Source organism: Andreprevotia lacus DSM 23236 (assembly GCF_900176275.1).
GTDB lineage: Bacteria > Pseudomonadota > Gammaproteobacteria > Burkholderiales > Chitinibacteraceae > Andreprevotia > Andreprevotia lacus.
Genome location: NZ_FWXD01000005.1, coordinates 106,503 through 131,637, shown reverse-complemented (window position 1 = coordinate 131,637; position 25,135 = coordinate 106,503). Strand labels below are relative to the sequence as shown.

The 25,135-nt window shown below is 64.0% G+C and carries 22 protein-coding genes and 1 other RNA gene; 3 read left to right on the top strand and 20 right to left on the bottom strand.

Annotated elements, in window-relative coordinates; all coding sequences use genetic code 11:
* Nucleotides 1-2: 2 nt before the first annotated feature.
* The 8 genes from B9A19_RS05820 to pyrE form a co-directional block, all read right to left on the bottom strand.
* A complete protein-coding gene (locus tag B9A19_RS05820) occupies nt 3-374 on the bottom strand; it encodes an ATP synthase subunit I (protein ID WP_084089809.1) in 372 nt (123 codons plus the stop codon).
* A 433-nt stretch (nt 375-807) separates the two neighbouring features.
* Complete coding sequence (locus B9A19_RS05815; protein ID WP_084089808.1) at nt 808-1,644, bottom strand: ParB/RepB/Spo0J family partition protein; 837 nt, start codon at nt 1,642-1,644, stop codon at nt 808-810.
* Between the two features lie 74 nt (nt 1,645-1,718).
* On the bottom strand, nt 1,719-2,504 hold the full coding sequence (locus tag B9A19_RS05810) for a ParA family protein (protein WP_084089806.1): 786 nt from the start codon (nt 2,502-2,504) through the stop codon (nt 1,719-1,721).
* Entirely contained in the window at nt 2,504-3,154 is a 651-nt protein-coding gene (gene rsmG / locus B9A19_RS05805; protein WP_084089804.1) for a 16S rRNA (guanine(527)-N(7))-methyltransferase RsmG, read from the bottom strand. Before rsmG ends, B9A19_RS05810 begins: the two co-directional genes overlap by 1 nt.
* Nucleotides 3,155-5,074, bottom strand: coding sequence for a tRNA uridine-5-carboxymethylaminomethyl(34) synthesis enzyme MnmG (gene mnmG, locus B9A19_RS05800; protein WP_084089802.1), 1,920 nt, complete (start codon nt 5,072-5,074; stop codon nt 3,155-3,157).
* Between the two features lie 306 nt (nt 5,075-5,380).
* Nucleotides 5,381-6,151 (bottom strand): polyphosphate--glucose phosphotransferase, encoded by a 771-nt coding sequence (ppgK, locus tag B9A19_RS05795; protein WP_084089800.1) that lies wholly within the window; start codon nt 6,149-6,151, stop codon nt 5,381-5,383.
* A 170-nt stretch (nt 6,152-6,321) separates the two neighbouring features.
* Nucleotides 6,322-6,924 carry a DUF4124 domain-containing protein gene (locus B9A19_RS05790; RefSeq protein ID WP_084089799.1) on the bottom strand — a complete coding sequence of 201 codons (603 nt, stop codon included), beginning with the start codon at nt 6,922-6,924 and terminating at the stop codon, nt 6,322-6,324.
* A 48-nt stretch (nt 6,925-6,972) separates the two neighbouring features.
* Nucleotides 6,973-7,614, bottom strand: a complete 642-nt coding sequence (gene pyrE, locus B9A19_RS05785; protein WP_084089798.1) for an orotate phosphoribosyltransferase — start codon at nt 7,612-7,614, stop codon at nt 6,973-6,975.
* 175 nt (nt 7,615-7,789) lie between these two features.
* Between pyrE and B9A19_RS05780 the strand changes: the two genes are divergently transcribed.
* The gene (locus tag B9A19_RS05780) at nt 7,790-8,563 is read left to right on the top strand and encodes an exodeoxyribonuclease III (RefSeq protein ID WP_084089796.1); all 774 of its coding nucleotides are present in this window, start codon (nt 7,790-7,792) and stop codon (nt 8,561-8,563) included.
* Nucleotides 8,564-9,849: 1,286 nt separating this feature from the next.
* Here the strand turns inward: B9A19_RS05780 and B9A19_RS05775 are convergent.
* Nucleotides 9,850-10,665, bottom strand: a complete 816-nt coding sequence (locus B9A19_RS05775) for an inositol monophosphatase family protein (protein WP_176216802.1) — start codon at nt 10,663-10,665, stop codon at nt 9,850-9,852.
* Between the two features lie 95 nt (nt 10,666-10,760).
* Here B9A19_RS05775 and B9A19_RS05770 point away from each other — a divergent pair, with 95 nt between their 5' ends.
* Nucleotides 10,761-11,486 carry an AraC family transcriptional regulator gene (locus B9A19_RS05770; RefSeq protein WP_217806994.1) on the top strand — a complete coding sequence of 242 codons (726 nt, stop codon included), beginning with the start codon at nt 10,761-10,763 and terminating at the stop codon, nt 11,484-11,486.
* Nucleotides 11,487-11,805: 319 nt separating this feature from the next.
* Here B9A19_RS05770 and glpK read toward each other — a convergent pair whose 3' ends face one another.
* Nucleotides 11,806-13,305, bottom strand: coding sequence for a glycerol kinase GlpK (gene glpK, locus B9A19_RS05765; protein ID WP_084089792.1), 1,500 nt, complete (start codon nt 13,303-13,305; stop codon nt 11,806-11,808).
* Nucleotides 13,277-14,803, bottom strand: a complete 1,527-nt coding sequence (glpD, locus tag B9A19_RS05760; RefSeq protein ID WP_084089790.1) for a glycerol-3-phosphate dehydrogenase — start codon at nt 14,801-14,803, stop codon at nt 13,277-13,279. Before glpD ends, glpK begins: the two co-directional genes overlap by 29 nt.
* Nucleotides 14,804-15,140: 337 nt before the next feature.
* On the opposite strand from glpD, the gene B9A19_RS05755 reads away from it, so the two are divergent.
* Entirely contained in the window at nt 15,141-16,835 is a 1,695-nt protein-coding gene (locus tag B9A19_RS05755; protein WP_084089788.1) for an AmpG family muropeptide MFS transporter, read from the top strand.
* A gap of 42 nt (nt 16,836-16,877) precedes the next feature.
* On the opposite strand, the gene B9A19_RS05750 is transcribed toward B9A19_RS05755, so the two are convergent.
* The 9 genes from B9A19_RS05750 to ylqF form a co-directional block, all read right to left on the bottom strand.
* Nucleotides 16,878-17,537 (bottom strand): glutathione S-transferase family protein, encoded by a 660-nt coding sequence (locus B9A19_RS05750; RefSeq protein WP_084089787.1) that lies wholly within the window; start codon nt 17,535-17,537, stop codon nt 16,878-16,880.
* Between the two features lie 134 nt (nt 17,538-17,671).
* The gene (locus tag B9A19_RS05745) at nt 17,672-18,562 is read right to left on the bottom strand and encodes a DMT family transporter (RefSeq protein WP_084089786.1); all 891 of its coding nucleotides are present in this window, start codon (nt 18,560-18,562) and stop codon (nt 17,672-17,674) included.
* Between the two features lie 298 nt (nt 18,563-18,860).
* Nucleotides 18,861-21,401 carry a phosphoenolpyruvate--protein phosphotransferase gene (gene ptsP, locus B9A19_RS05740; RefSeq protein WP_084089784.1) on the bottom strand — a complete coding sequence of 847 codons (2,541 nt, stop codon included), beginning with the start codon at nt 21,399-21,401 and terminating at the stop codon, nt 18,861-18,863.
* A gap of 137 nt (nt 21,402-21,538) precedes the next feature.
* A complete protein-coding gene (locus B9A19_RS05735; protein WP_084089782.1) occupies nt 21,539-22,141 on the bottom strand; it encodes a 5-formyltetrahydrofolate cyclo-ligase in 603 nt (200 codons plus the stop codon).
* A 303-nt stretch (nt 22,142-22,444) separates the two neighbouring features.
* Nucleotides 22,445-22,628: non-coding RNA, 6S RNA (gene ssrS / locus B9A19_RS05730), on the bottom strand.
* A 35-nt stretch (nt 22,629-22,663) separates the two neighbouring features.
* Nucleotides 22,664-22,969: a cell division protein ZapA gene (locus B9A19_RS05725; protein WP_084089780.1), complete on the bottom strand. Its 306-nt coding sequence runs from the start codon at nt 22,967-22,969 to the stop codon at nt 22,664-22,666.
* Nucleotides 22,966-23,166 (bottom strand): hypothetical protein, encoded by a 201-nt coding sequence (locus B9A19_RS05720; RefSeq protein ID WP_084089778.1) that lies wholly within the window; start codon nt 23,164-23,166, stop codon nt 22,966-22,968. The genes B9A19_RS05725 and B9A19_RS05720 overlap by 4 nt, the downstream gene beginning before the upstream one ends.
* Nucleotides 23,167-23,205: 39 nt before the next feature.
* Complete coding sequence (locus tag B9A19_RS05715; protein WP_176216801.1) at nt 23,206-24,087, bottom strand: helical backbone metal receptor; 882 nt, start codon at nt 24,085-24,087, stop codon at nt 23,206-23,208.
* Entirely contained in the window at nt 24,077-24,976 is a 900-nt protein-coding gene (gene ylqF, locus B9A19_RS05710; RefSeq protein ID WP_084089775.1) for a ribosome biogenesis GTPase YlqF, read from the bottom strand. The genes B9A19_RS05715 and ylqF overlap by 11 nt, the downstream gene beginning before the upstream one ends.
* Nucleotides 24,977-25,135: the final 159 nt, after the last annotated feature.

Sequence of the window (25,135 nt, the reverse complement as noted above, 5' to 3'; positions counted from 1 at the left end):
GGTCACTTTTTGCCGTCAAACTTGAAGAGAAGCCCGAACCAGTAGGCGCTGGCCGCTGCGAGGTAACCCCCGAACAACGCAAGCCAGACTACCTGCCGGTAAAAAACGAATACTGCAGCGAAGGCAGCGAGCGTAAAGCTCAGCTTGAACATCTCTGCAGCGAAATGCTGGCGCATCAGCGCCGCGGGTGGACCGAATTCCATGCGGTAGGCGATCCGCGCGTAAAGCTGCGCGCCTGCCACCGAAATCGCACCGCCGATTGCACTTGCAATCGCCGGGGCCCGACCCCATAACAGAAGTACCAGTACCGAAACTGCCAGCGTAATGATCGCGCCGAGGACTACGATGCCCCGGACTTGTGCTCTGCTGCTCATGGTCCGCCACCAGTAAAACCCCGCGATTATACGGAGGCGCTTGCGCCAGCGTCAATTTTACCAAGTGTAAGGTTGGTGCACGTTTAGCGTGCAGGAGCACTATTGCGGGGCAGTGACAATACGGGAAAAACCGCGCCATGCGCGGTTTTTTGTCATTTTGCTGCCACAAAACGCGATGCCGCTTGCTGTTTACCGTTGGTCGGGAATGCGTAGTATCAACAGCCTGACTACGTCGCGCCGCTGGGCTGCTTTCCCCGCACACCACCCTCATCAGTTGCGCGATGCCCGGCGCAGGGTGCAATGCGCAAAGCGAATTGCGCCGTATGCTCCGCTGAACGGCTCACGGCTGCGGCGCATTACGCTGCGCTAATGCGCCCTACTCGCTGTCGTTCGTCAGCGGCTACGCTCAAGTCCGCCGGGGCGGGCCGTGGTGCTACTTCAGCAACATCAACAAGCGATCAAGCTCGTCCAGGCTGGCATAGTCGATGCTGATGCGCCCGGCGCCCTTCTTGCCGGTCTTGATTGCTACGCTGGTGCCCAGGCGTTCCGATACTTCTTCTTCCAGCCGGCGCACGTCGGGGTCGACGCGTTTCTCGGCCTGCTGCACCGGACCTTGCAGCAGCTTTTTCACCAGCGCTTCGGCCTCGCGCACCGACAGGCCCTTGAGTGCGATGGTCTTGGCGGCATCAAGCTGCTTGAGCATGTCCAGCGGCAACAGCGCGCGGGCGTGGCCCATGTCGAGCTGGCCGGCCATCAGCATGTCGCGCACCGGCTCGGTCAGTTGCAGCAGGCGCAGCAGGTTGCTGACCGCCACGCGTGATTTGCCCACCGCCTGCGCGGCGGCTTCGTGCGTCATGCCGAATTCGTCGATCAGCCGTTGTAGACCCTGTGCTTCTTCGAGGGCGTTGAGGTCTTCGCGCTGGATGTTCTCGATCAGCGCCATGGCGGCAACGGCTTCGTCGGCCACTTCGCGCACCAGCGCCGGGATCTCGGAGAGGCCGGCCAGGATCGAAGCACGCCAGCGGCGTTCGCCGGCGATGATCTCGTAGCGCTCGACGCCATCGAGCGGGCGCACCAGCACCGGCTGCATCAGCCCCTGTGCCTTGATCGATTCGGCCAGCTCGGCCAGCGCGTCCTGATCGATGTGCGTGCGCGGCTGGTAACGGCCCGGCTGCAGTACGTCGACGGAAAGTTGTTGCAGGCTGTCGCCGGCATCGCCGATCAGGGCGTCGAGGCCACGACCGAGGCCCTTGAATTTTTTGCTGACCATGCGGTTCTCTACCACGAAGCAAGCGCAAACAGGCCCGCCCCTGGCGGGGTCGGGCTTATCCGTTCAGCCTTGCTTCAAACAGGTTGTACGGTTTCGACCGGATTATGCCGTGCCAGCATCTCTTCTGCGAGTTGCAGATAAGCCTGGGCACCTTTGGACGTCTTGTCGTAGGCCAGAATGGGGCGGCCATAGGACGGTGCTTCGGCCAGCCGCACATTGCGCGGAATGACGGTGTGATAGAGCTTGCTGGTGAAATGCTTGACCAGCTGATCGCTCACTTGCTGCGCCAAGGTCGAGCGCGGGTCGAACATGGTGCGCAGCAGGCCTTCGATTTCGATCTTGCGGTTCAGCCCCTGCTTGATGCGCTTGAGCGTATTCACCAGATCGGACAGGCCTTCCAGCGCGTAATACTCGCACTGCATCGGGATCATCACCGCATCGGCGGCCACCAGGCCGTTGAGCGTGAGCAGGTTGAGCGCGGGCGGGCAGTCGAGAATGACAAAATCATAGTCATCGGCATGGTGGGCCAGCGCATCCTTGAGGCGCGACTCGCGCGCATCGGCATCGACCAGCTCGACCTCGGCACCGGCCAGATCGCGGTTGGCGGGCAGGATGTCGAAGCCGCCCGATTCGGACACCTTGACCGCATCGGCGGCGGTCGATTCGCCGATCAGCACGCTGTAGATCGAGTGCGCCAGTCGTGCCTTGTCGACGCCGGCACCCATGGTGGCGTTGCCCTGCGGGTCGAGATCGACCAGCAGGACCTTCTTGCCCAGATGCGCCAGGCTGGCGGCGAGGTTGACCGCAGTGGTCGTCTTGCCGACGCCGCCTTTCTGGTTGGCAATGGCCAGTACGCGCATCAGCCGCGCACCACGTGCACCAGATGGCGCTCGGCATCGATGCCCGGCACGTTCAGCGTATCGACGCCGGTGACCTTGAGATCGGCCGGCAGCAACGCGATTTCTTCGTGCGGATACACGCCCTTGAGCGCAGCCCATTCGCCGTCGTCGGCCAGCAGGTGGCGGGTGAGCTTCACGAATTCGGCCAGATCGGAGAAGGCACGCGAGGTAATCACGTTGAACGGTGCCTCGGGCCGGTAGGCCTCGACACGCTCGGTGACCACGGTAACGTTGGCGAGCTTCAAGTCGACGATGGCCTGGCGCAGAAACGTGGTTTTCTTGTGGTTGGAATCGAGCAGCACCAGCTGCCAGTCCGGCCGCGCAATCGCCAGCGGAATGCCCGGCGTGCCAAAACCCGAACCCACGTCGAGGATGCGTGCGTTGTCGCCCGCCTTGAAGTGCTGCAGCGGCGCGAGCGAATCGAGCAGGTGGTGCGGCACCATGCGTTCCGGCTCGCGGATCGCGGTCAGGCTGTAGGTCTTGTTCCACTTGGCCAGCAGCTCGACATAGGCCAGCAGCGATTGCTGCTGCGCATCGGACAATGTCAGACCGAAGGCGGTCAGGCCAGCGGCCAGGGTTTGGGCAAGCGGGGCAACAGCAGCAACAGTCATTCAGGCAACCTTGGGGGTATTCGCCGCATCGGCGAGTTGTTTCTTCTTCAAATGCACCAGCAGCAAGGCAATGGCTGCCGGGGTAATGCCGGAAATGCGCCCGGCCTGGCCCAGCGTTTCGGGCCGGTGCTTGCCAAGCTTTTGCTGCACTTCCTTCGACAGACCGGACACCACGGTATAGTCGAAATCGGCCGGCAGCGGCACATCGTCGAGCGTATCGCGTTTTGCCGCTTCGTGCTGTTGCCGTTCGATGTAACCCTGATACTTGACCTGGATTTCCACCTGCTCGGCCACCAGCGGATCGGTCACGGCGGCTTCGCCCTCTTTGGGCTGGGCAGCGGCAATGGTCAGCAAGCTGGCGTAATCGACTTCGGGGCGGCGCAGCAGCTCGGCCAGATTGTATTCGCGTTCGATGGCCTTGCCGAACACCGGCAACGCCTCGGCCTCGCTGATCAGGCGCGGGTTCACCCAGGTGGACTTCAGCCGTTGCAACTCGGCCGCAACGGCATCGCGCTTGCGGCAGAACAGATCCCACTGCGCATCGCCCACCAGCCCCAGCTTGCGGCCGTGCTCGGTCAGGCGCAGGTCAGCGTTGTCCTCGCGCAGCTGCAGCCGGTATTCGGCGCGGCTGGTGAACATGCGATACGGCTCGGTCACGCCCAGCGTGGTGAGGTCGTCGACCAGCACGCCCAGATAGGCTTCATCGCGGCCCGGCATCCACGGCGCTTCGTCTCGCGCATACAGCGCGGCGTTCAGCCCGGCGAACAACCCTTGCGCGGCGGCTTCTTCATAGCCGGTGGTGCCGTTGATCTGGCCGGCAAAGAACAGGCCGTTGATGGCCTTGGATTCGAACGACTGCTTGAGCGCACGCGGGTCGAAGTAATCGTATTCAATGGCATAGCCGGGGCGCAGGATGCGGGCGTTTTCCAGCCCCGCAATTGATTGCACTGCAGCCAACTGGATATCGAACGGCAGGCTGGTCGAGATACCGTTGGGGTAGAACTCGTTGGTATCGAGGCCCTCCGGCTCCAGAAAAATCTGGTGGCTGTCCTTGTCGGCAAAGCGGTTGATCTTGTCTTCGATGCTCGGGCAGTAACGCGGGCCGACGCCCTCGATCTTGCCGGTGAACATGGGGCTGCGATCAAAACCGCTGCGGATGATGTCGTGTGTGCGCAGATTGGTATGCGCAATCCAGCACGGCAATTGCTGCGGGTGCATGGCGCGGTTGCCCAGCACCGAGAACACCGGTTCGGGCGTATCGCCCGGCTGGGCTTCCAGCACCGAGAAATCGATGGTGCGACCATCGATGCGAGGCGGCGTGCCGGTTTTCAGCCGGCCTACCGGCAACTGCAACTCGCGCAACCGTTGCGACAGCGTGAGCGAGGCCGGGTCGCCAGCGCGACCGCCGACATGGTTTTCCAGCCCGACGTGAATCTTGCCGCCGAGGAAGGTGCCGGCAGTCAGCACCACGGCCGAGGCCTCGAAGCGGATACCGATCTGCGTGACCGCACCGGTGACCTTGTCGCCATCCAGCGTCAGGTCGGCCACTTCCTGCTGGAACAGGTCGAGATTGGGCTGGTTTTCCAGCATGTGGCGGATGGCCGCCTTGTAGCGCACCCGGTCGGCTTGCGCGCGGGTGGCACGCACGGCCGGGCCCTTGCTGGCATTGAGCGTCTTGAACTGGATGCCGCTCATATCGGTGGCCAGCGCCATGGCGCCGCCGAGGGCGTCCACTTCCTTGACCAGATGGCCCTTGCCGATGCCGCCGATGGACGGGTTGCAGCTCATCTGGCCGAGGGTTTCGATATTGTGCGTCAGCAGCAGCGTCTTGCGGCCCATGCGCGCACTGGCGAGCGCCGCCTCGGTGCCGGCATGGCCGCCGCCGACGACGATGACGTCATAACGGGTGGGATAAAGCATGGGGTCGCGCTGCCTAAATGCAAATCAGGGCGAATATTCTACGGTAAAACAGTCACTTGCGCCATGAAGCGCGATCATGGGCCGATGAATTGAAAAAGCCCGCTGGCGCGGGCTGTGTGCATCTGGCCTTGCTTGATTCCGGTCAAACCAGACCGACAGCGCTGCAAGGTGCAATAGCGCAGCGTATTGCGCCACAGCCTTGCGCGCTCTGACCGGCAGGACCAACGTTGCCCATGCGGCGCAACGCGCTACGCTTGTTGCGCCCTACGCGGCTGCAGATAACCGCCATGTGGCAGAGCGAGGCGCTCACACCAGACCGACAGCGCGCCCGGCCGCCACGGCCGCACCCACGATGCCCGCATTGTTCTCCAGCACCGCAGCCACCACGGTGTAGCGCAGGCCCTTCATTTCCGGGATGAACTTGTCGGCCTTCTTGCTGATGCCGCCGCCGACAATGACCAGATCGGGCGAGAACAGCAGGTCCAGATGCTGCAGATAGGCGTTCAGGCGCGGGTTGTAGTCTTTCCACTTCAGGTCGAGATCGTCCTTGACCTTGCCCGAGCAGTATTTCTCGGCAATCGTGTCCTTGGGGAAAATCAGGTGGCCGAATTCGGTATTGCTGATCAGCACGCCGTCAACAATCAGCGCGCTGCCAATGCCGGTGCCCAGGGTAATCACGATGATCTTGCCCGGTTTGCCTTTGGCGGCGCCAAACAGCACTTCGGCGAGGCCCGCTGCATCGGCATCGTTGAGCAGCTTGACCGGCAGGCCGATGGCATCGGCGAGGATTTCTTCGGCCGGCGCGTTGATCCAGCTCTTGTCCACATTGGCGGCCGACAGCGTCTTGCCATTGGCAACGATGGCCGGGAAGGTGATGCCGATGGCGCCCTGCCAGGCAAACTGGTCCACCAGCTGCTTGACCACGCGGCCTACAGCCTCGGGCGTGGCCGGCTGCGGGGTATCGAGGCGCACGCGCTCGCCCAAGAGCTCGCCGGTTTCGATATTGACCGGCGCACCCTTGATGCCGGTACCGCCGATATCGATGCCGAGCACTGCCTTGATGTTGTTTTGCGTCATTGGACTTCCTCAGGAATCAACGGGCCGCTTGCCATCCAGAATGTGCATACCATGCAGCACAGCAACGACAGGGCCGAACGTGCGACAGTTTGCCGCCAGACCCCGCAAAGTCAAGCCGGGTGAAGACCTGATTTGCCGCAACAGGGCCGGACGGGTCGATGCAGCGGGGATCAATGTGCGTTGAGCGCCTTGAGTTCCACCAAGCGCTTTTTGTCATCCTCGGCGCGTTTTTTGATGTCCTCGATGTTGGCCAGCTTTTTCTTGCTGTCGGCATCGATGTCGTCGATTTCTTTCTGGATCACCGCACGATCGGCCTCCATGTCGGCCGGCAGCGGCTTGTTGCGCTTTTTCAAGGTATCTGCATTTTTGTTGATACGCGCCAGCTTGTCTTCGGCGGTCTGGCGGCGCAATTTGTTGGTCTGCAGTTGACCTTGCACAGCCTCGATCTGCCGATCACGCAGGATGTCGACTTCTTCAGGCTTGGAGAACGACTGCAGCAACGCGCGGTCGCGGCGCTGGATCTCTTTCTGCTTCGTTTCCTCGGCCTGCAGGCGTGCTTTTTCTTCTTCGGAGATTTTCTTCTCCGGCTCCTTGATCACGCGGCCGCGTGTATCGACCTCGGAAATGCCGCTTTTCGGATCGGTCTGCGGCGGCTTGTCGCTGTATTGCACCTTGCCGTTCTCATCTACCCAGCGGTACAGCTTGGCCTGCGCAGGCAGCGCCAGCAAGGCGGCGCACGTGACTGCAACGATCCCGATAAACCCGACGCGCATGATGTTTCCGTTTCCCTTGGTCAGCCCCGTCCTGCGGGGCCGTAGTCATTATTCGATGCCGTACTGGCTGCGGTAAGCTTTTACCTTATCCAGATTGTCGGCAAGTTGCGGCGAATCGGCAAGGTAACCGATCAAGTCCTTGAGCGTGGCAATCGGGATCACCGGAATGCCGAACTGCTGCTGCACTTCCTGCACCGCGCTCAATGCGCCCTGGCCGCGCTCCATGCGATCCAGCGCAATCAGCACGCCGGCCGGCTCTGCCCCGGCAGCGCGAATCATGTTTACCGATTCGCGCACGCTGGTGCCGGCCGAAATCACGTCGTCGATGATCAGCACGCGCCCCTTGAGCGGCGCCCCCACCAGCACGCCGCCTTCACCATGGTCCTTCGCTTCCTTGCGGTTGTACACGAAAGGCACGTTGTGGCCGGCTTCGGCCAGCTTCACCGCCGTGGCAGCCGCCAGCACGATGCCCTTGTAGGCCGGCCCGAACAGCACATCGAACTGCACGCCGGCAGCCAGTGCCGCCTGGGCATAGAAACGCGCCAGCTCGCCAACGGATGACCCGTCGCTGAACAGCCCGGCGTTGAAAAAATAGGGCGAGTTGCGGCCTGCCTTGGTGACAAAGTCACCAAACATAAGCACCTTTTGTGCCACGGCGAACTCGATGAACTCGCGACGGAAATCGGACATTGCACGGCTCCTGTACTGAATCTGGGCGGCTGCGCGGCGCAAAGGGGCGACGTTTTGCGCGCAGCACTGACAAAAAACAGCATATCACGCCCTGCAAGCCCCCTTGCCCGCCACGCTCGGCAGCGGCCGACGCACGCAGTACACTGCCGGCTGATCACACCTACCGGAGCTCGCCATGCGTATTGTCAGTGCCAACCTCAACGGCATCCGTTCTGCCGCCAACAAGGGTTTTCTGGAATGGCTGGCGCAATCGGGCGCCGACGTGGTGGCACTGCAGGAGCTCAAAGCGCAGGACGCCGACCTGACCGACGCCATGCGCGCGCCGGATGGCTACACCGGCTATTTCCACTGCGCCGAGAAAAAGGGCTACAGCGGCGTGGGCCTGTATTGCAAGCGCCAGCCCGACAACGTCATCGTCGGGCTGGGCATTGCCGAATTCGACGCCGAAGGCCGCTACATCGAGGCGCAGTGGGGCAATCTGTCGGTGATTTCGCTCTATCTGCCCTCCGGCTCGTCGGGCGAGGAGCGTCAGGCAGTGAAGTTTGCCTTCATGGACGCCTTCTGGCCGCATCTGGCGCAATTGGCCGCCAGCGGGCGCGACGTGGTGGTGCTGGGCGACTGGAACATCGCGCATAACGAGATCGACCTGAAAAACTGGAAGGGCAACCTGAAGAACTCGGGCTTTTTGCCCGAAGAGCGCGCGTGGATAGGCCGCGTGTTTGGCGAGCTCAAGCTGGTGGACGTGTGGCGCACGCTGTATGCCGACCAGCCCGGTTATACCTGGTGGAGCAACCGTGGCCAGGCCTATGCCAAGGATGTGGGCTGGCGCATTGATTACCACGTGGCCACGCCGGGCCTTGCGGCTACGGCGCAGTCGGCGTCGATCTACAAAGCGGAGAAGTTCTCGGATCATGCGCCGTTGATTGTGGATTATGGGTATACGGTGTGAGGTATCGGGTTTGGCTGCTGTTCGCTCAGATGGCTTACCCCATGTTTTAGCGCCTGCGGCGCGGTGTTTTAGGGCGGGAGTGCGTCCCGCATGCCGCCTTCCTTTTCTTGTCCCGCCAAGAAAAGGAAGCAAAAGAATGCGGCCCTACTAAAGCGCTACCCGGTTTTGCTAGCGCAAATCCGGGCAGTTCCCTGCGCTGCGCGGCGCTTCAGAAGGGACTAGGGTGGTTTACAACCTGCATCGGGATTGCGGGATTTTTGCAAAGTACGGGAGATCGTCGAATTTCAATGCTTGGCATTTCCAAGGCTGGTCACTACGGAGTGCCCATTCCCCTTCTGAAGCGCTGAGCAGCGCAGCACGACGCGGGGTAGTCGGGAATCGCATGTTTGAGGCCCGCAGGGCCGAGTTCGATTCCCGCCGCGGCGGGCGAGCAGCGCAAGGAATTCCATGGCAACGCCATGGAACGCTGAAGTAGGGGTCGCACGGGATTGTTAAGGGGGTGGCGAGACGCCCCCTTAACCTGCCCGCCGGGCGGAACCGGCATCCAAAACACCGCGCCGCAGGCGCTAACTTGATAGCCCGGAAAATACAGCGCAATTCGCTACCCTCATTGCGCTCTACGCCTCGTGCTCAATCCGGCGTAAACACCAACGCCGCCGCAACTGCCCGCTGCCACCCCGCATACAAGCGTTCCCGCTCGTCCCCACCCATTGCCGGTACAAAGCGCCGATCCAGCTGCCACTGCCACGCCAGGGCATCGCGGAAGGAACTCGCCCTGCGGGCTCAAACACCCTTCCCCTTGAATCCGGGTCTGGCTGTGCTGCTCGACGCTTTAGAAGGGAAATGGGCACTCCGTAGCCTCCAGGCCCGGTAACTCAAGCACCACAGTTCGTAGGGTGCAATAAGCAATTGCGCCGGATGCGCTATCTCCTGCAGTCGCTGATGACAGATTCAAGCTCCGAACTTTGGCGACATTCGCACCACGCATCCATTCCGCCGTACCACGGCAAATTGCAAACCACCACCCCAATCCCTTCTGAAGCGCCGAGCAGCACAGCCAAGCCCGGATCAAGGGGAGGGATGTTTGAGGCCCAAAGGGCCGAGTTATCGACCCGCCGGGATTGGCGCGCAGCGCAGGGTATTCCATGGCGAAGCCGTGGAACGCGTAAGTAGGGTCGCCCGGGATCGTCAAGGGGGTGGCGAGACGCCCCCTTGACCTGCCAGCCGGGCGGAACCGGCACCCAAAACACCGCGCCGCAGGCGCTAAAACCCATTGAGCGATAGCCTCAAACCGCCACAGCCCCCACCAACCCCGCCTGCAACAATGGCGTTGCCGCCAATATCCCCTCGCTGCCCCAATCCAGCCCGCCCCCATCCAGCCCCGTCACCAGCGCCCCCGCCTCGCGGGCGATCAGTACGCCGGGCAGCCAGTCATACAAATTGCTGCCCTGCTCCCAGTAAGCATGCAGCTGCCCGGCCGCCAGCTGGCACAGCGACAGCGAAGCCGGGCCCATCCAGCGCTGTGCCAGCACCTGCGGCACCACGGCGGCCAGGCGGCTGATGAAGGCATCCACTTCGTGCTGCGGGCGTGGCGGGTAATTGGGAAAGCTGGTGGCCAGCATGGCCAGCGCCAGATCGGCCTGCGCGGTGACCGCCAGCGGCGCGCCGTTGCCAGTAGCGCCGCCACCCGCTGCAGCGCGGTACACCATGCGCTGCGCAGGCTGATACACCCAGGCCAGCAGCGGCTGGCCATCCACCAGCAAGGTCAAGGTCGTGGTCCATAGCGGCAGGCCGTGCAGGTATTGCACCGCGCCGTCGATGGCATCGAACAGCCAGTAGGCCGGGTAGGCCGCCTGCAGCTGCTGCGGGCGTATGCCCGGCTGCGCCAGCGGCAAGGCCGGATCGAATGCAGCCAGTAGCGGGGCAAGCTCGGCATACGCCCATGCGCTGGCGTCATCCAGCGTTTGCCTGAGCGTGGCAGCGTCGCCGCTGGCGCGCGCCGGTTGCCGCTGCAACAGCGCATCGCCAATACGGCGCAACGCTGGGTCGAGGTGCTCAAGCAGCTGGGCCGGCGTCATGCCGGCGGGGCAAGGGAATTGCATGGCTGTCTCCAGTCGGGTGAACGAGCGGACAGTCTGTGCGCATGGCCGATGGCCTGCTAACGATATACTGCTCATCAATCATTCAAACGGGCCAAATGATGGAATTGCTTGCCACGCGTGCCATTACGGATGGCAAGGAGCTGCACGACCAAGCGCACCGCCATGCCGAGGGGCAGCTGTTTTGCGTGCAGTCCGGCGTGGTCAGCGTGCAGACCGATGCCGGCCGCTGGGTGTTGCCGCCCGGCTGCCTGGGCTGGGTGCCACCTTGGCAATCGCACGCCGCCACCAGTCACGGTGCATTGCAGGCCTGCAGCCATTACTTTGGCGAAGCCGGTGCACGCGCCAGCATGCCGGCCGTGCTGACCGTGGTACGCAACACCCCGTTGCTGCAGGCGCTGCTGGTCGAGCTGCCGCCCGCCGGTGCAGCACGCAGCCACTATCTGCAGACCTTTGCCCATGCCTTTGGCTGCCAGCCACCGCTGGCCGGCTTCCTGCCCATGCCGGCCCACCCACGGCTGCAGGCACTCGCGACCACCTTGCTGCAACAACCGGCCGACAGCGCCGATCTGGACGGCTGGGCGCAGCGCTGCGGCATGTCGCGCCGCACGCTCACGCGCCGTTTTGCGCAGGAAACCGGCTGGAGCCTGGGTCAGTGGCGGCAGCAGATGCGGCTGCAATGCGCACTGGCGCAACTGGCGCGCGGCCTGCCGGTGACCACCGTGGCGCTCGATTGCGGTTATCAGAGCGTGAGCGCATTCATTGCCCTGTTCCGCGAACATTTCGGCGTAACGCCGGGGGTGTGGCAGGCGGGAGGCCGGTGAGCGATGTGACTAGGGCCTGTTAACACTTATTTCACGCTTGCGTTCGGGGTAGTTCGGGATGGAGCGCAAGGCGCAGAACGCGCCGCGGTACGGGTACCGCAAGCGGTTTGCAACGCAGCGAACCGCCCGAAATACCCCGAACCCGCAGGGCTGGGCCGCAAAGAGGCCATCTACGGCGTTACGCGCCTTGGCAATAACCGGTTATTGCCGCGTTGCGTGCCTTGTAGCTGACCTCTTTGCGGCCCAGCGCAAGCGCGAAATAAGTGTTAACAGGCCCTAGGGGCGAGCGGGCGCTGGCCATGCCAGCCCTGCACGGCGATCAATCCGGCGTAAACACCAACGCCGCCTGCACGGCCCGCTGCCAGCCGGCATACAGACGCTCACGCTCATCCGCATCCATCGCCGGTTCAAAGCGCCGATCCAGCTGCCATTGCCGCGCCAATTCGTCACGACCAGACCAGAACCCCACCGCCAGCCCGGCCAGGCTGGCTGCGCCCAGCGCCGTGGTTTCCGCCACGCGGGGGCGCAGCAGCGGCACGTTCAGGATGTCGCTCTGGAATTGCGCCAGCAGGTTGTTGGCAATCGCGCCGCCGTCGGCGCGCAGCTCGGTGAGCGCAATGCCGGCGTCGGCCTGCATGGCGGCCAGTACGTCGCGCGTCTGGTAGGCCATGCACTCCAGCGCGGCGCGTGCCAGCTGGCCCTTGCCAGTGCCACGCGTCATGCCGAACAGCGCAGCGCGCACGTCGCTGCGCCAGTACGGCGCGCCGAGTCCGACAAAGGCCGGCACCAGATACACGCCGCCGTTGTCCGGCACCGAGGCGGCCAGTGCTTCGCTGTCGGCCGCGTGGTCGAGCAGGCCCAGACCGTCGCGCAGCCACTGGATGGCCGAGCCGGCGACGAACACGCTGCCTTCCAGTGCGTAGTCGACCTGGCCATCCAGCCCCCAGGCAATGGTGGTCAGCAGGCCGTGCTGTGAATCAACCGCCTTGCTGCCGGTGTGCATCAGCATGAAGCAGCCGGTGCCATAGGTGTTCTTGGCCATGCCGGGCGTAAAACAGCCCTGGCCGAACAGGGCAGCCTGCTGGTCGCCGGCGATGGCCGCCAGCGGCGCGGCGTGGCCGAACAGGTATTCGGGGCGGATGTGGCCATAGACCTCGCTGCTGCCACGCACCTCGGGCAGCAGCGCGCGCGGGATGCCGAACAGGCGCAGCAGTTCGTCGTCCCATTGCAGCGTGTGGATGTTGAACAGCAGGGTGCGCGACGCATTGCTGTAGTCGGTCACGTGCACCTTGCCGCCGGATAACTTCCACACCAGCCAGGTGTCGATGGTGCCGCACAGCAGCTCGCCAAGTTCGGCGCGTTCGCGCGCCCCCGGCACCTGTTCCAGCAGCCACTGCAGCTTGCTGGCGGAAAAATACGCATCCAGCCGCAGGCCGGTGCGCGCGTGCACGTACGGCTCGTGGCCGGCGGCCTTGAGTGCGTTGCAGATCGACACCGTCTGGCGTGATTGCCAGACGATGGCATGGTGGATGGGCCGGCCGCTGGCCTTGTCCCAGATCAGCACCGTTTCGCGCTGGTTGGTGATGCCGATGGCGGCCACCTGCGCTGCATCGATGTGGCCGCGCTGCAGCGCCTCGGTCAGGGTCAGCAGCACGCTGGTGAAAATCTCTTCGGCGTCGTGCTCCACCCAGCCCGGTTGTGGAAAATGCTGGGTGAACTCGCGCTGTGCCTGCGCCACCACCGCGCCGGCATGGTCGAACACCATGCTGCGCGTGCTGGTAGTGCCCTGATCAATCGCAATGATGTACTGCGTGTCCAAGCGTGCTCCCCTGTGGCCGTGCCAGATAACGCTGCAGGCGGGCAATGCCGTCGGCCGGCATGGTCAGCCCCAGCTTGCTGCGCCGCCACAGGATATCGTCCACGGTCGTGGCCCATTCGCAGCGGCGCAGGTAATCCACCTCGCGCGCATGCAAGCCGGCACCGAAATGCTCGCCCAGATCGGCCAGGCTGGCAGCATCGCCGATCAGGCAGCGCGCCCACGCACCGTAGCTGTAAACCCAGCGTGCCGCCACCTCGTCGGGCAACCACGGGTAGGCGATGCAGAATTCGGCCAGCCAGTGCGCCGGGTCGCCCAGCTCGCCGCCGGGCAGTGCATCGCCGTGCGCAGTCCACGCCGGCTTGCTGCAGCCCAGCAGCGGCGCAAGCTGGTTGACCGCCTGCTCGGCCAGCTTGCGATAGGTGGTGAGCTTGCCGCCCCATACATTGAGCAAGGGTGCAGCGGCAGTATCAAGCTGCAGCCGGTAATCGCGGCTGAGTGCAGTGGCCTCGCCCGCGCCGCCCAGCAGCGGGCGCACGCCGCTGTAGCGCCACACCACGTCGGCCGGCGTGATGGACTGGCGGAATTGCGCATTCACCGCTGCGCACAGGTAATCCACCTCGGCGTCGTCGGCAGCCACGCTGGCCGGGTCGCCGGTAAAATCGCTTTCGGTGGTGCCGATCAGCGTGTAATCGCGCTGCCACGGGATGACGAACACGATGCGCCGGTCCGGCTGTTGCAGCACATAAGCACGGTCGTGCTCGTACAGGCGCGGCACGACGATGTGGCTGCCCCGCACCAGCCGCAGCGGCGCGGCGGGCTGGCCGATCTGGCCCAGCAAGCACGCGGCCCACGGCCCGGCAGCGTTAACCAGCGCACGCGCGCTGACCAGCTGCGATGCGTCGCCCTCGCGCTGCAAGCGCACCTGCCAGTGATCGCCGTGCCGTTGCGCCGCCACGCAGCGCGTGCGCGGCAATATCTCCGCGCCCCGGCTGGCGGCATCGACCGCGTTGGCGATCACCAGCCGTGCATCGTCCACCGTGGCATCACCATATTCGTACGCGCTGCCGGCCGGGTGGCCCAGCACCGCACCGGCCGGATGGCGATGCAGATCGATGGCATGCGAGGCTGCAAACGCGCCATGGCCGCCCACGCCGGCCAACGTACCAAGGTAATCATAGGCAAACAGCCCCAGCCGGATTTGCCATGCCGGACGCAAGCCCGGCTGCGGCAGCAGCACGAAGCGCTGCGGGCGGATCAGGTGCGGTGCCAGCCGCAGCAGCACGCTGCGTTCGGCCAGCGCCTTGGCCACCAGCGCAAACTCGCCGTGCTCGAGATAGCGCAGCCCGCCGTGGATCAGCTTGCTGCTGGCGCCCGAGGTATGCGCAGCCAGATCGTGCTGCTCGCACAACAGTACCGACAAGCCGCGCCCCGCCGCATCGCGCGCGATGCCTGCGCCATTGATGCCGCCGCCAACGATGAGGAGATCGACCCGTTCCACGTGTCATGCCTTCTGGAATCTGCCCGCCGCTGCTTGCCATCAACCTGCATCAAGTCCCCGGCAAAGCCGGGCCCTCACTGGCTGCAGCAAACGAAACACCGGCATCTGTCCCTGTTCCATTCCACACCCCCCGCCCTCGCCGCCGCGAGGGAGCCTCGCTGTGCTCGTCGCCGGCATGACTACAAGCATCAGCAATGCCTGCCTTCATCATGGCACACCCCGGCGCAGCCTGATGGTGCGGTGATACACTCGCCGGCACCGTTCAACGCCGCATTGCACCACTCATCATGATGATCCGCCGCACCTTTCGCCCCACCCGCAACCGGAGCCAGCAAGCATGAGCTGGTCGCGCTATTTCGCCGCTTTCGGCAACCGCCGCATGGCGGCCATCCTGTTGCTGGGCTTCACCTCGGGCCTGCCGCTGGCGCTCACCGGGCAGGCGATGCAATCGTGGCTGACCAGCGACGGGCTCGACCTCAAGACCATCGGTCTCTTGGCGCTGGTGGGCATGCCCTACACCTACAAGTTCTTGTGGGCGCCGCTGATGGATCGCTACGAGCCGCCGCTGTTCGGCCGCCGCAAGGGCTGGCTGCTGCTGACGCAGGCGGCGCTGGCGATCTTGCTGCTGGCCATGGCCACCTTGCAGCCGGCGCTGCACACGGGGCTGTTCGCGCTGTTTGCGGTGGGGGTGGCGTTTTTCTCGGCCTCGCAGGATGTGATGGTCGATGCCTATCGCGTCGACGTCAGCCATGACGAAGAACGCGGTGCGGCCGCTGCCATCGGCGTGTTCGGCTATCGGCTGGCCATGCTCACCTCGGGCGGCGTGGCCTTTGTCACTGCCGAAGTGATCGGCTGGGGGCGTACCTATGCCGCGCTCGGCGTGCTGATGGCCGGGCTGGCCGTGACCACCGTGCTGCTGGCGCCGCGCCTCGCGTATCGCGACAACCATTCGGCCGGGCAATTCGGCCGTTTTGCCGGCACCCTGCTGCTGATGGCTGCCGCTGCCGTGCTGGCGGCTTGGCTGCGCCAGGACGTGTGGGCCCCGCTGACGGCGATTGCCGCCGCACTGGCGGTCAACGCCCTGCTGGGCCGCCGGCTCTTCAGTGAATGGCAACACCTGAACGGCTTTCTGGCCATGCTGCTGGGCGCGTGGCTGGGCTTCATGCTGGGCCAGCATGGCCTGATCACGCTGGGCGCACTGGCTGGCTGGGCCGACTTTACGCCGGACAGCAAAAACAACTGGATCGGCCTCGCCTTCGTGCTGGTCGAAATCGGCGCGGCGGTGCCGCTGGCGCTGTATGGCGCGCGGCTGGCGCGCTTTGCGCTGCTGATCACGCCCATGCAGCAGTATTTCCGCCGCGAGCATGCGTGGGCCTTCTTGCTGCTGATCGTGCTGTACAAGCTGGGCGACGCGTTTGCCGGCGTGCTGAGCGTGGCCTTCCTGCAAAAGGGCGTCGGTTTCTCGCTGGGCGAAATCGGCGTGGTGAACAAGATCGTCGGCATGATTGCCACCATCGCCGGCGGCATCATCGGCGGGCTGCTGATGGTGCGGCTCAAGTTGTTCCGCGCGCTGCTGGTGTTTGGCGTGCTGCAGAACATTTCCAACATTGGCTACTGGCTGCTGGCGGTGTACGGCAAGGGCTGGCTGGGCAGCTTCCACCTGCCGCTGCCGCCCGAGGTGCTGAAGATTTTCCTGTCCGGCAAGACCGGCGCGGGCTGGGATGGCAGCCTCGATGTGCTGCTGGCAGTGTCGATCTCGCTGGAAAACATTACCGGCGGCATGGGTACTGCCGCGCTGGTGGCCTTCCTGATGGCGCTATGCAACCGTGAAGCCAGCGCCACCCACTATGCGCTGCTGTCGGCACTGGCTGCGGTAGGCCGCGTGTATGTGGGGCCGACTTCGGGCTATCTGGTGGCGTCGCTGGGCTGGCCGAGCTTCTTTGTGCTGTCGATACTGGCCGGCCTGCCGGCGTTGCTCTTGCTGTGGCGATTGCGCGGGCCGGTGGCGCGGCTGGAGGCCGCTTCAGGATGAAAAACAGCGGGCAGATGCCCGCTGTTTTTTTGCTGTGCTCGATCAGGCTACGCGCTTGCCCAGCACGCCACCCTTGCCCTTGATGAAGGCCACCAGCTTGTCGGCATAACCCGGCTGCACGGCGTCCTGCACGCTGCGGCGGTTCAGCAATGCGTCCTTCCAGCTGGCCACCTTGGGGCGGCTATCGAACCAGCCGGTTTCACCCAGCGATTCGAGCACCGGGAAGTAGCGGAAGAAGGGGCCGAAGGCAGCATCGACCAGGCTGAACGGTGCACCGGCAAAGAAGGGGCCGTCCTGCAGGATGGCTTCCAGGCGGTCGAGCTTGGTGTCCAGGTCGGCACGCGCAGCGGCAAAGGCTTTGTCGTCGGCCGCAGTATAGAAATTCCACAGCGACACCAGCCCGGCCGACGCGAACTCGATCCACGCGCGGTGCTTGGCGCGGGTGAGCGGGTCTTCGGGGTGCAGGCGCGGGGCATTGGTTTCGTCGAGGTATTCGGCAATCACCGCCGACTCGAACAAGACCTCGTTGCCCACCTGCAGCACCGGCACCCGGCCCAGCGGCGACATTTGCAGGAACCAGTCGGGCTTGTTGGCAAGGTCGATATAGGTGCGCTCGAACGGCACGTTCTTTTCCAGCATGGTGATGACGGCGCGCTGGACGTAGGGGCAGAGATCAAAGCTGATCAGATGGGGCGTGGACATGGCGGCTCTCCGGTTAAGGTAGCCTTAAGGTAGGGTCAGACTGACCGATTGCAAAGGGTGCAATATGGAACGCAGTGTTCCATGGATGAGTGCAAACGGACAGGCGCGATGGCCGGGATTCCCTTGGTGCCGTCCTAAGCCTTGCGGCGCAAGACCGCTGGCGAAAACCCCGTCACCAGACCCGTCCCCAGCAACACCAGCAATGCCCCCGCCAGCGTGTTGAGCCCGACCGACTCATCCAGCAGCATCACCCCCCACAGCACGCCGAAGACCGGAATCAAAAACGTCACCGTCAGCGCCGATGCCGGGCCGATGTCGCTGATCAGGCGGAAATACAGCAAGTAGGCCACGCCAGTGCAGAAAATCGCCAGCAACGACACGGCTGCCAATGCCTGCGGGGCGATGCTGCTGAACGGCTGCACGGTGGGCACCAGCAGCAGGCAGGGCAGCAGTGCCAGGCTGGCGCCCCACATGCTGCCATGCGCCACATTGAACGAGGCCATGCCCTGCATGTAGCGTTTGCTGTAGGCGCTGGCAAAGCCGTAGCACAGGGTGGCGGTCAGGCAGGCGGCAATGGCCAGCCCAGCGCCGGGCTTGGCGGTGATGCGGTCAAAGCCGACCAGCGTGGCGACGCCGATCACGCCCAGCGCCAGCCCCAGCCATGCCTTGCGGGTCGGAATCACCCGCAACCACAGCGCGGCCACCAGGGTGCCCCAGAACGGCGCAGTGGCGTTGAGGATGGACATCAGCGATGCCGACAGGGTGCGCGCGGCAAAGGCGTAGCACAGAAAGGGCAGCGCCGAGGTGAACAGGCCCGAGATGAAGTAGTGGCGCACATTGCCGCGCAGCGGCAGTGGCTGCCTGCGCCAGCCGGCAATCAGCAGCAGAAAGGCGGCGGCAATGCTCACGCGCAGGCCAATCAGCCAGACCGGCCCGAACGCCGGCACCGCCACGCGCATGAACAGGAAAGATGCGCCCCACAGCGCGGCAAGGACAAACAGGCGGACAAGGCTGGCAGCGGTCATGGTGCAATCCGTAACGGCGGTAGTGCAGCTTGGCCCATCCCGGCCACTTGTGACAGCCCGGTTCTTGCTGATTGACAGCGGCCATGCCACAGGCATGGCTCACCGATGCCTGAAATTCCGTGTCGGACCGCGATTCATCCGCAAGCCACCAACGAGCACAGCGAGGCTCCCTCGCGGCGGCGAGGGCGGGGGGTGTGGAATCGGAGCGCCGCTGTTTCACCAGCCTCAACAAGCAAGAACCCGGCTTGGCCGGGTTCTTGATGCCGTTTGCTCAACAGCAAGCAGGTGCGTCAGGCGCTCAGCCTTCAGCCAGCTTGCTCAGGCGTGCACGTACCTCGGCGGCGGTGCCCATTTGCAGCACTTCGGCGGCGACCTTTTCACAGTCTGCCTTGTTGAGCTTGCGCACCAGCGCCTTGATGGCCGGGATGCTGGGCACGCTGACCGACAGCTCGTCGACGCCCATGCCGATCAGCGCCGGCACCGCCTGCGGATCGGAGGCGATGCCGCCGCACACGCCCACCCACTTGCCGTGCTTGTGCGCACCCTGCACGGTGAGGGCAATCAGGTTGAGCACGCCCGGGTGCAGCGCATCGGCCTGCTTGGCCAGCTTGGGGTGGCCACGGTCCATCGCCAGCGTGTATTGGGTGAGGTCGTTGGTGCCGATGGAGAAGAAATCGGCCTCACGCGCAAATTGCTCGGCCAGGATGGCAGTGGCCGGCACTTCGACCATGATGCCGACCTTCACCTCGGCGTTGATGCCCAGCGCAGCTTTTTCTTCCAGCACGATGGCCTTGGCGGCGCGCAGTTCTTCCAGATTGGCAATCATCGGGAACATGATGTGCAGCTTGGAGAACGGCGCGGCGCGCAAGATGGCGCGGACTTGCGTGCGCAGGATGTCCGGCTCGGCCAGACACAGGCGGATGCCGCGCACGCCGAGGAAGGGGTTTTCTTCCGGCGGCATGGGCAGGTAGGGCAGCGGTTTGTCGCCGCCCACATCCAGCGTGCGGATCACCAGCGTGCGGCTGGTGCCCAGCGCCTTGGCGATGTCGCCGTAGATTTGTGTCTGTTCCTGCTCGCTCGGCGCGTCGTTGCGATCCAGGTAGAGGAATTCGCTGCGCAGCAGGCCCACACCTTCGCCGCCCAGCTCGACGCCCTGGCGGGCTTCATCCAGACCACCGATATTGGCCACCACCTCGATATGCTGGCCGTCGGTCGTCACCGGCGGCAGATGCGCGGCGGCGAGTTCTTCGGCGCGCTTCTTGGCCAGGCGTGCCTGCTTGTCGCGGATCACGGCCATTTCGGTATCGGTCGGGTTCAGGCGCAAGGTGCCCTTGCTGCCATTGAGGATGACTGTGGTGCCATTAGCCAGTTTTACCGCAGCTTCATCGATACCGCAAATGGCCGGGATATTGAGCGAGCGCGCCAGAATGGCCACGTGGCTGGTGGCGCCGCCACCGGTGGTGGCAAAGCCGAGCACACGCGAGCGATCAAGGCTGGCGGTTTCGGACGGGGTAAGGTCTTCGGCAATCAGGATGGCATTGGCCGGCAACTCGATGCGCGCTTCGGCCACGCCGACGATGAGGCGCAGCACGCGCTGGCCCACGTCGCGGATGTCGTTGGCGCGGCCGGCCAGCACTTCGTTCTTCAGTTGCGACAGCTTTTCGGCATAGCGGGTATAGGCGGCGCGCCAGGCAAAGGCGGCGCTCTTGCCGCTGCCGAGGCCGGCAATGGCCAGCTCGATCAGTTCGGGGTCGGCCAGCAGTTCCTTGTGGGCGGCAAAAATCTCGGCCTTGCTGGCATCGCTGATTTCGCCCTTGAGGATTTCCAGCTGCTTGCCGGCCTCGCGCAGTGCGGCGTCGAAACGGCGGCGCTCGATCTGCGGGTTTTCGCCGATCTCGGCCACCTGGATATCCACCTGCTTGAGCTGGAACACCTGGCCAACCGCCAGACCCGGCGAGGCCGATACGCCAACGAGGGTGTTGGGATCATCCGACTTGGGCTTGGCTGCCACCGGGCGCAGCGTATCGAGCGGCGCCGGTCTGTGGCGCGCCTTGACTGCTGCGCCGACGTCTTCGCCACTGCCACTCAGCAACAGGTCGGCCAAGGTCTTGATCACGGCCGGGGCATCGACACCGCTGGCCTTGACGAACACCTGATCGCCGTACTGCACCTCAAGACCCATGATGCCCACCACCGATTTGGCATTGGCTTCGTCACCGTTGCGCACCAGCTTGATGTCGGATTTGAAGGTTTTGGCCGCGTTGGCCAATACCGCCGCCGGCCGCGCATGCAGGCCGGTGGGGTTGGGAATGCGGATCAGGCCGGAAACAGCTTCACCGGCCGGCTTGGCGGCTGCAGCACCGGCCGGTTCGGCCAGTTGCAGCGTCAGCGCCACGCTCTTGCCCGCCTGGACGAAATTGCTGGCCGGCTCGTAGCGTGCCACGCGGTCGCCATTGGTGATGATGATTTCGGTAAGTAGGCTGCGCGCGTGCTTGGCCACGTAGGTGGCATCGAATTCGATCAGCACCTGGCCAGCTTCGACGCGATCACCGACGCGCACCAGCGCCTTGAAGCCTTCGCCCTTGAGCATGACGGTATCAAGGCCGATGTGCAGCAGCACTTCGATGCCGTCGTCGGTCTTGACCGTGACGGCGTGGCTGGCCGAATGCAGCTGGCTGATGGTGCCGGCGGCGGGGGCCAGCAACTGGTTGGAGATCGGATCGATGGCCAGGCCATCACCGACCATTTTCTGCGCAAAGACCGGATCGGGCACCTGATCAAGTGGAACCACGACGCCCGACAGGGGGGCGAGCAACTCAATTGTGGGGGAACCCGACATGACGACATCTCCGCTAACGATTTAATCAAGAGTGTATGCGTTCATGAACCGGCGTTCAGTGACTTTATTGCGTTTGTCATGGCGCAAGTGTCACGTTAGCACCATGTTGCTGTGGCAGGACAGTCGGCGTATATGCATCAGCGTGCGCGACGACGACAAATTCCCCGCTCGGTCAGCACGGCATCGAGCTGTACATCCCACGGATCGACCGGCAGGGCGTCGACTTGCTGGCACTGGTAGGCCAGCCCGATCAGCCGGGGCCGGATGCGATGACCGCGGAATGCAAACGTGTTGTCGTAGTAGCCGCCCCCCTGGCCCATGCGGCGCAGATCGCGGTCAAAACCCAGCAGGGGTACGAACACCAGATCAAGCTGCGTTGCCCTCAGCAACTGTTGCTGCCGCCCGGTCTGCGGCTCGGGTATCGCGTAGCGACCCAGGCGCCAGCCGGCTTGTTCGTCCAGCGCGGCAAAGCGCAGCTGCCGTCCATGTTGCGGCGTGACCGGCAGATAAACCCGGCAACCGCGCCGCCGCGCCAGCGCAATCAACGCCCCGGCATCAATCTCGCTGCCCACCGCCATATACGCCGCCACGCGCAGACCCGGCCTGAGCCAGCGCCGCGCCAGCCGCGCCAATACCCGCGCCGCCCGCACCCGCAACGCCGCAGGCACCGCCTTGCGCCGCTGCCGCAACTGGCTGCGCAACAGGGATTTGTCGTTGGAGAGGGCAGATGGGATTGGCATGGAGTTCAGTGATAGCGCCGCTTCATGTACAAGTCCAGTCGCTCGGTCACCAGCAAGCGCGGGGCTTCATGTTCGACAAGGCGCAAAAACATTTCATGCGCCCGGTGCCCTAATTCACAAAAGCCCGATCCGTGCCAGCAACGAGCGACAGCGAGGCTCCTTCGCGGCGGCGAAGGCGGGGGATGTGGATTAAAACAGGACAAGCCGCTGTTTCGCTCTCGAAAACCGGTGAGAGCCCGGCTTTGCCGGGTTCTTGATGCCTGTCCGTCAACAGGACAGGTCGCAAAAACCCAAGGCTTGGGGGGCTTTCCCGCAGGTGTCGTCCGGCTCGCATCCTGAACCCTGAGGTTCAAGTGGCTGCCTGCCGTTTGCCATCAGGTGCGTTCGACTAGGGAACGCTCACAACAGGCGAATTTTCGTGGCTGGCAGCCGGGTAGCAATTTATCGGTTCAAGGAATCTGAGCCGTGACGAGCACCGCAGGAAAGCAGACGGTAGGCCAACCCGGCTATGCAGGGGCAAGCTCAGAAAAGCTCGCTTTGTTCCTGCAAGGCCGCATCGGCAACTTGATTGATGCGGTCAATTCTACGCTTGTATGCGGCAATGTCAAAACCGCCTGCATCGACATGCAGGTATTCATGCGCGATATTGAGCGCCGCCATGATGGCAATCTTCTCGATGCCGATCACTTTGCCGCTGCCGCGTATCTCGTGCATTTTCTCGTCGAGCAGGGCCACGGCCTGCAGCAGCGTGGTTTCCTCCTCGACCGGGCAGGCCACGCGGAATTCGCGGCCCATGATGGTGACGTCGAGCTGCTTGATCTCGCTCATGCTTCATCCTCCGGCAGGCGCGACAGGATGGCGGCAACACGTTCTTTTGCGCCATCCACCTTGCCCTTGAGCTGCTGGTTTTCCTGCTGCAGCGCCAGCAGTTGCTGGCGCAGGGTGTGATTGTCGCTGCGCAGCTGCTGACACAAGCGCGCCAGCGCACCTACCTTGTCTTCCAGTGCGGAGAATTCAGCATCCATGGCCGGTATGAATCGAAGTGAACCCGCTGCGATTCTATGTCATTTTGCCGGCTTCGGCTGTGTGAACACTTGGCGTGCCGCATCGATGCGATCACACAAGAGCTGCACACCCTGCACCAGCCGTGGCCCGGGGCGCACCAGCCTGTCGTCGGCAATGCCGTACAGCTGGCCTTTCTGCACCGCTGGCAGCGCGGCATGGCGTCGCCAACCGGCAAGGCCGTCCACCTTGCCGGTGGCCACCAGCAGCTGTGGCGCAAATGCCAACACGGCCTCGGCACTGGCTTGCGGTACGGTCACGCCGGCAGCGGCATAGGCATTCACCCCGCCGCAGTCCTTGATGGCCTGACCGAGAAAGGTCAGGTCGGAAATCGTCAGCAAGGGCTGGGCGTTGACCTGCATGAACACGCGCACCGGCGCTGCGCCGCGATAACGCGCCTTGAGTGCTGCGTAATCGGCCTGCAGTTTGCCGGCCTGCGCGCGCGCCGCGTCGTCCGCCCCCAGCAGTTTGCCCAGCCGCAACAGGTTGTCGGCGACGTCGGCCGGGGTTTGCGGTTTGCTGTAGAACACCGGGATGCCCAGCCTGGCCAGCGGCTGCAGCGAACGCTGCATGGCCGTGCCTTCCCAGGCAATCACGAGATCTGGCTTGAGTGCAACGATGGCCTCGACATTGACGGTGTCGAAGCGGCCGATCTTGGGCAGCCCGGCCACCGCAGGCGGGTAATTGCTGGCGGCATCAATGCCCACCAGCCGCTGCAGCGCCAGCGCGGCCACCAGCTCGGTGGCATGCGGCGTAAGCGCCACCACGCGTTGCGCCGGCTGTGCCAGCTGCACGGTGTTGCCCAGATCATCCTTGACCGACAGCGTGGCCGCCTGCACGGCCCCCGCCAGCAACAGCAATACCGCTGCCAGCTTATTCCGCATCGGATTCCGCATCTTCTTCCGGTTCGTCGCCCAGCGGCACCAGGTTGTCGAGGTCGGCCGGCGTTTCCAGCGTGATGCGGCCCAGCGTGCCACTGCGGAAATCGGTGAGGATGAGATCGGCGGTCTTCTGGGAATCGACGCGCCCGCCACCCAGTACCGCGCCGCGCTTGCGGCCGATAAGCTGGAACAGCGCTTCGAGTTCCACATCCAGGCTGTCGAGCTTGTAGCGCTGCTTGAGCAGCTCGGGGTAGCGTTGCGTCAGCGTTTCGATCGCAAACCAGGCCACATCTTCCTCGCTGTAGGCATTGCGGCCGACCGAACCGGCCAGCGCCAGCCGGTAACCGAATTCTTCGTATTCGATCTTGGGCCACAGCAAGCCCGGCGTGTCGTACACGATGGTGCCGTCGGAGAGATCGATACGCTGGATATGCTGGGTAACGCCCGGCGTATCAGCCACCTTGGCCACCTTGCGATTGAGCAGGATGTTCATCAAGGTGGACTTGCCCACATTGGGTATGCCCAGGATGAGGATGCGCACCGGCTTCACCCCACCAGTGCGGTGCGGCACGATCTTGCGGCACAGATCGGGGATGCGTTTGACCGCTGCAGCCTTGTCGCCTTCACCCAGCAGGATGGCCTCGGTGCCAGGCTGGGCGCGGAACCATTCCAGCCAGACCTTGTTGAGTGCAGGATCGGCGAGGTCGGCTTTGTTGAGAATCTTGAGCACAGGGCGCTGACGATGCAAACGCAGCTGCTTGAGCATGGGATTGCTGCTGGATGCCGGGGCACGGGCGTCGACGATCTCGATCACCATGTCGACCTTGGCCATCGTTTCCATGACCTGCTTGCGGGCCGCATTCATGTGCCCGGGGAACCATTGGATGGCCATCGATGGCTCCTTCTCAACGTCGAAAAAGCGACGGATTATACCTGAATCTGCAAACTCGCAATGAAATCAACAGCTTGTGCTGTGAACAACTTGCGAACACTTTTGGGAGCAACGGCAATCCGGCAAGAAGGCAAATTTTGCCCAACAACTTGCCCACAG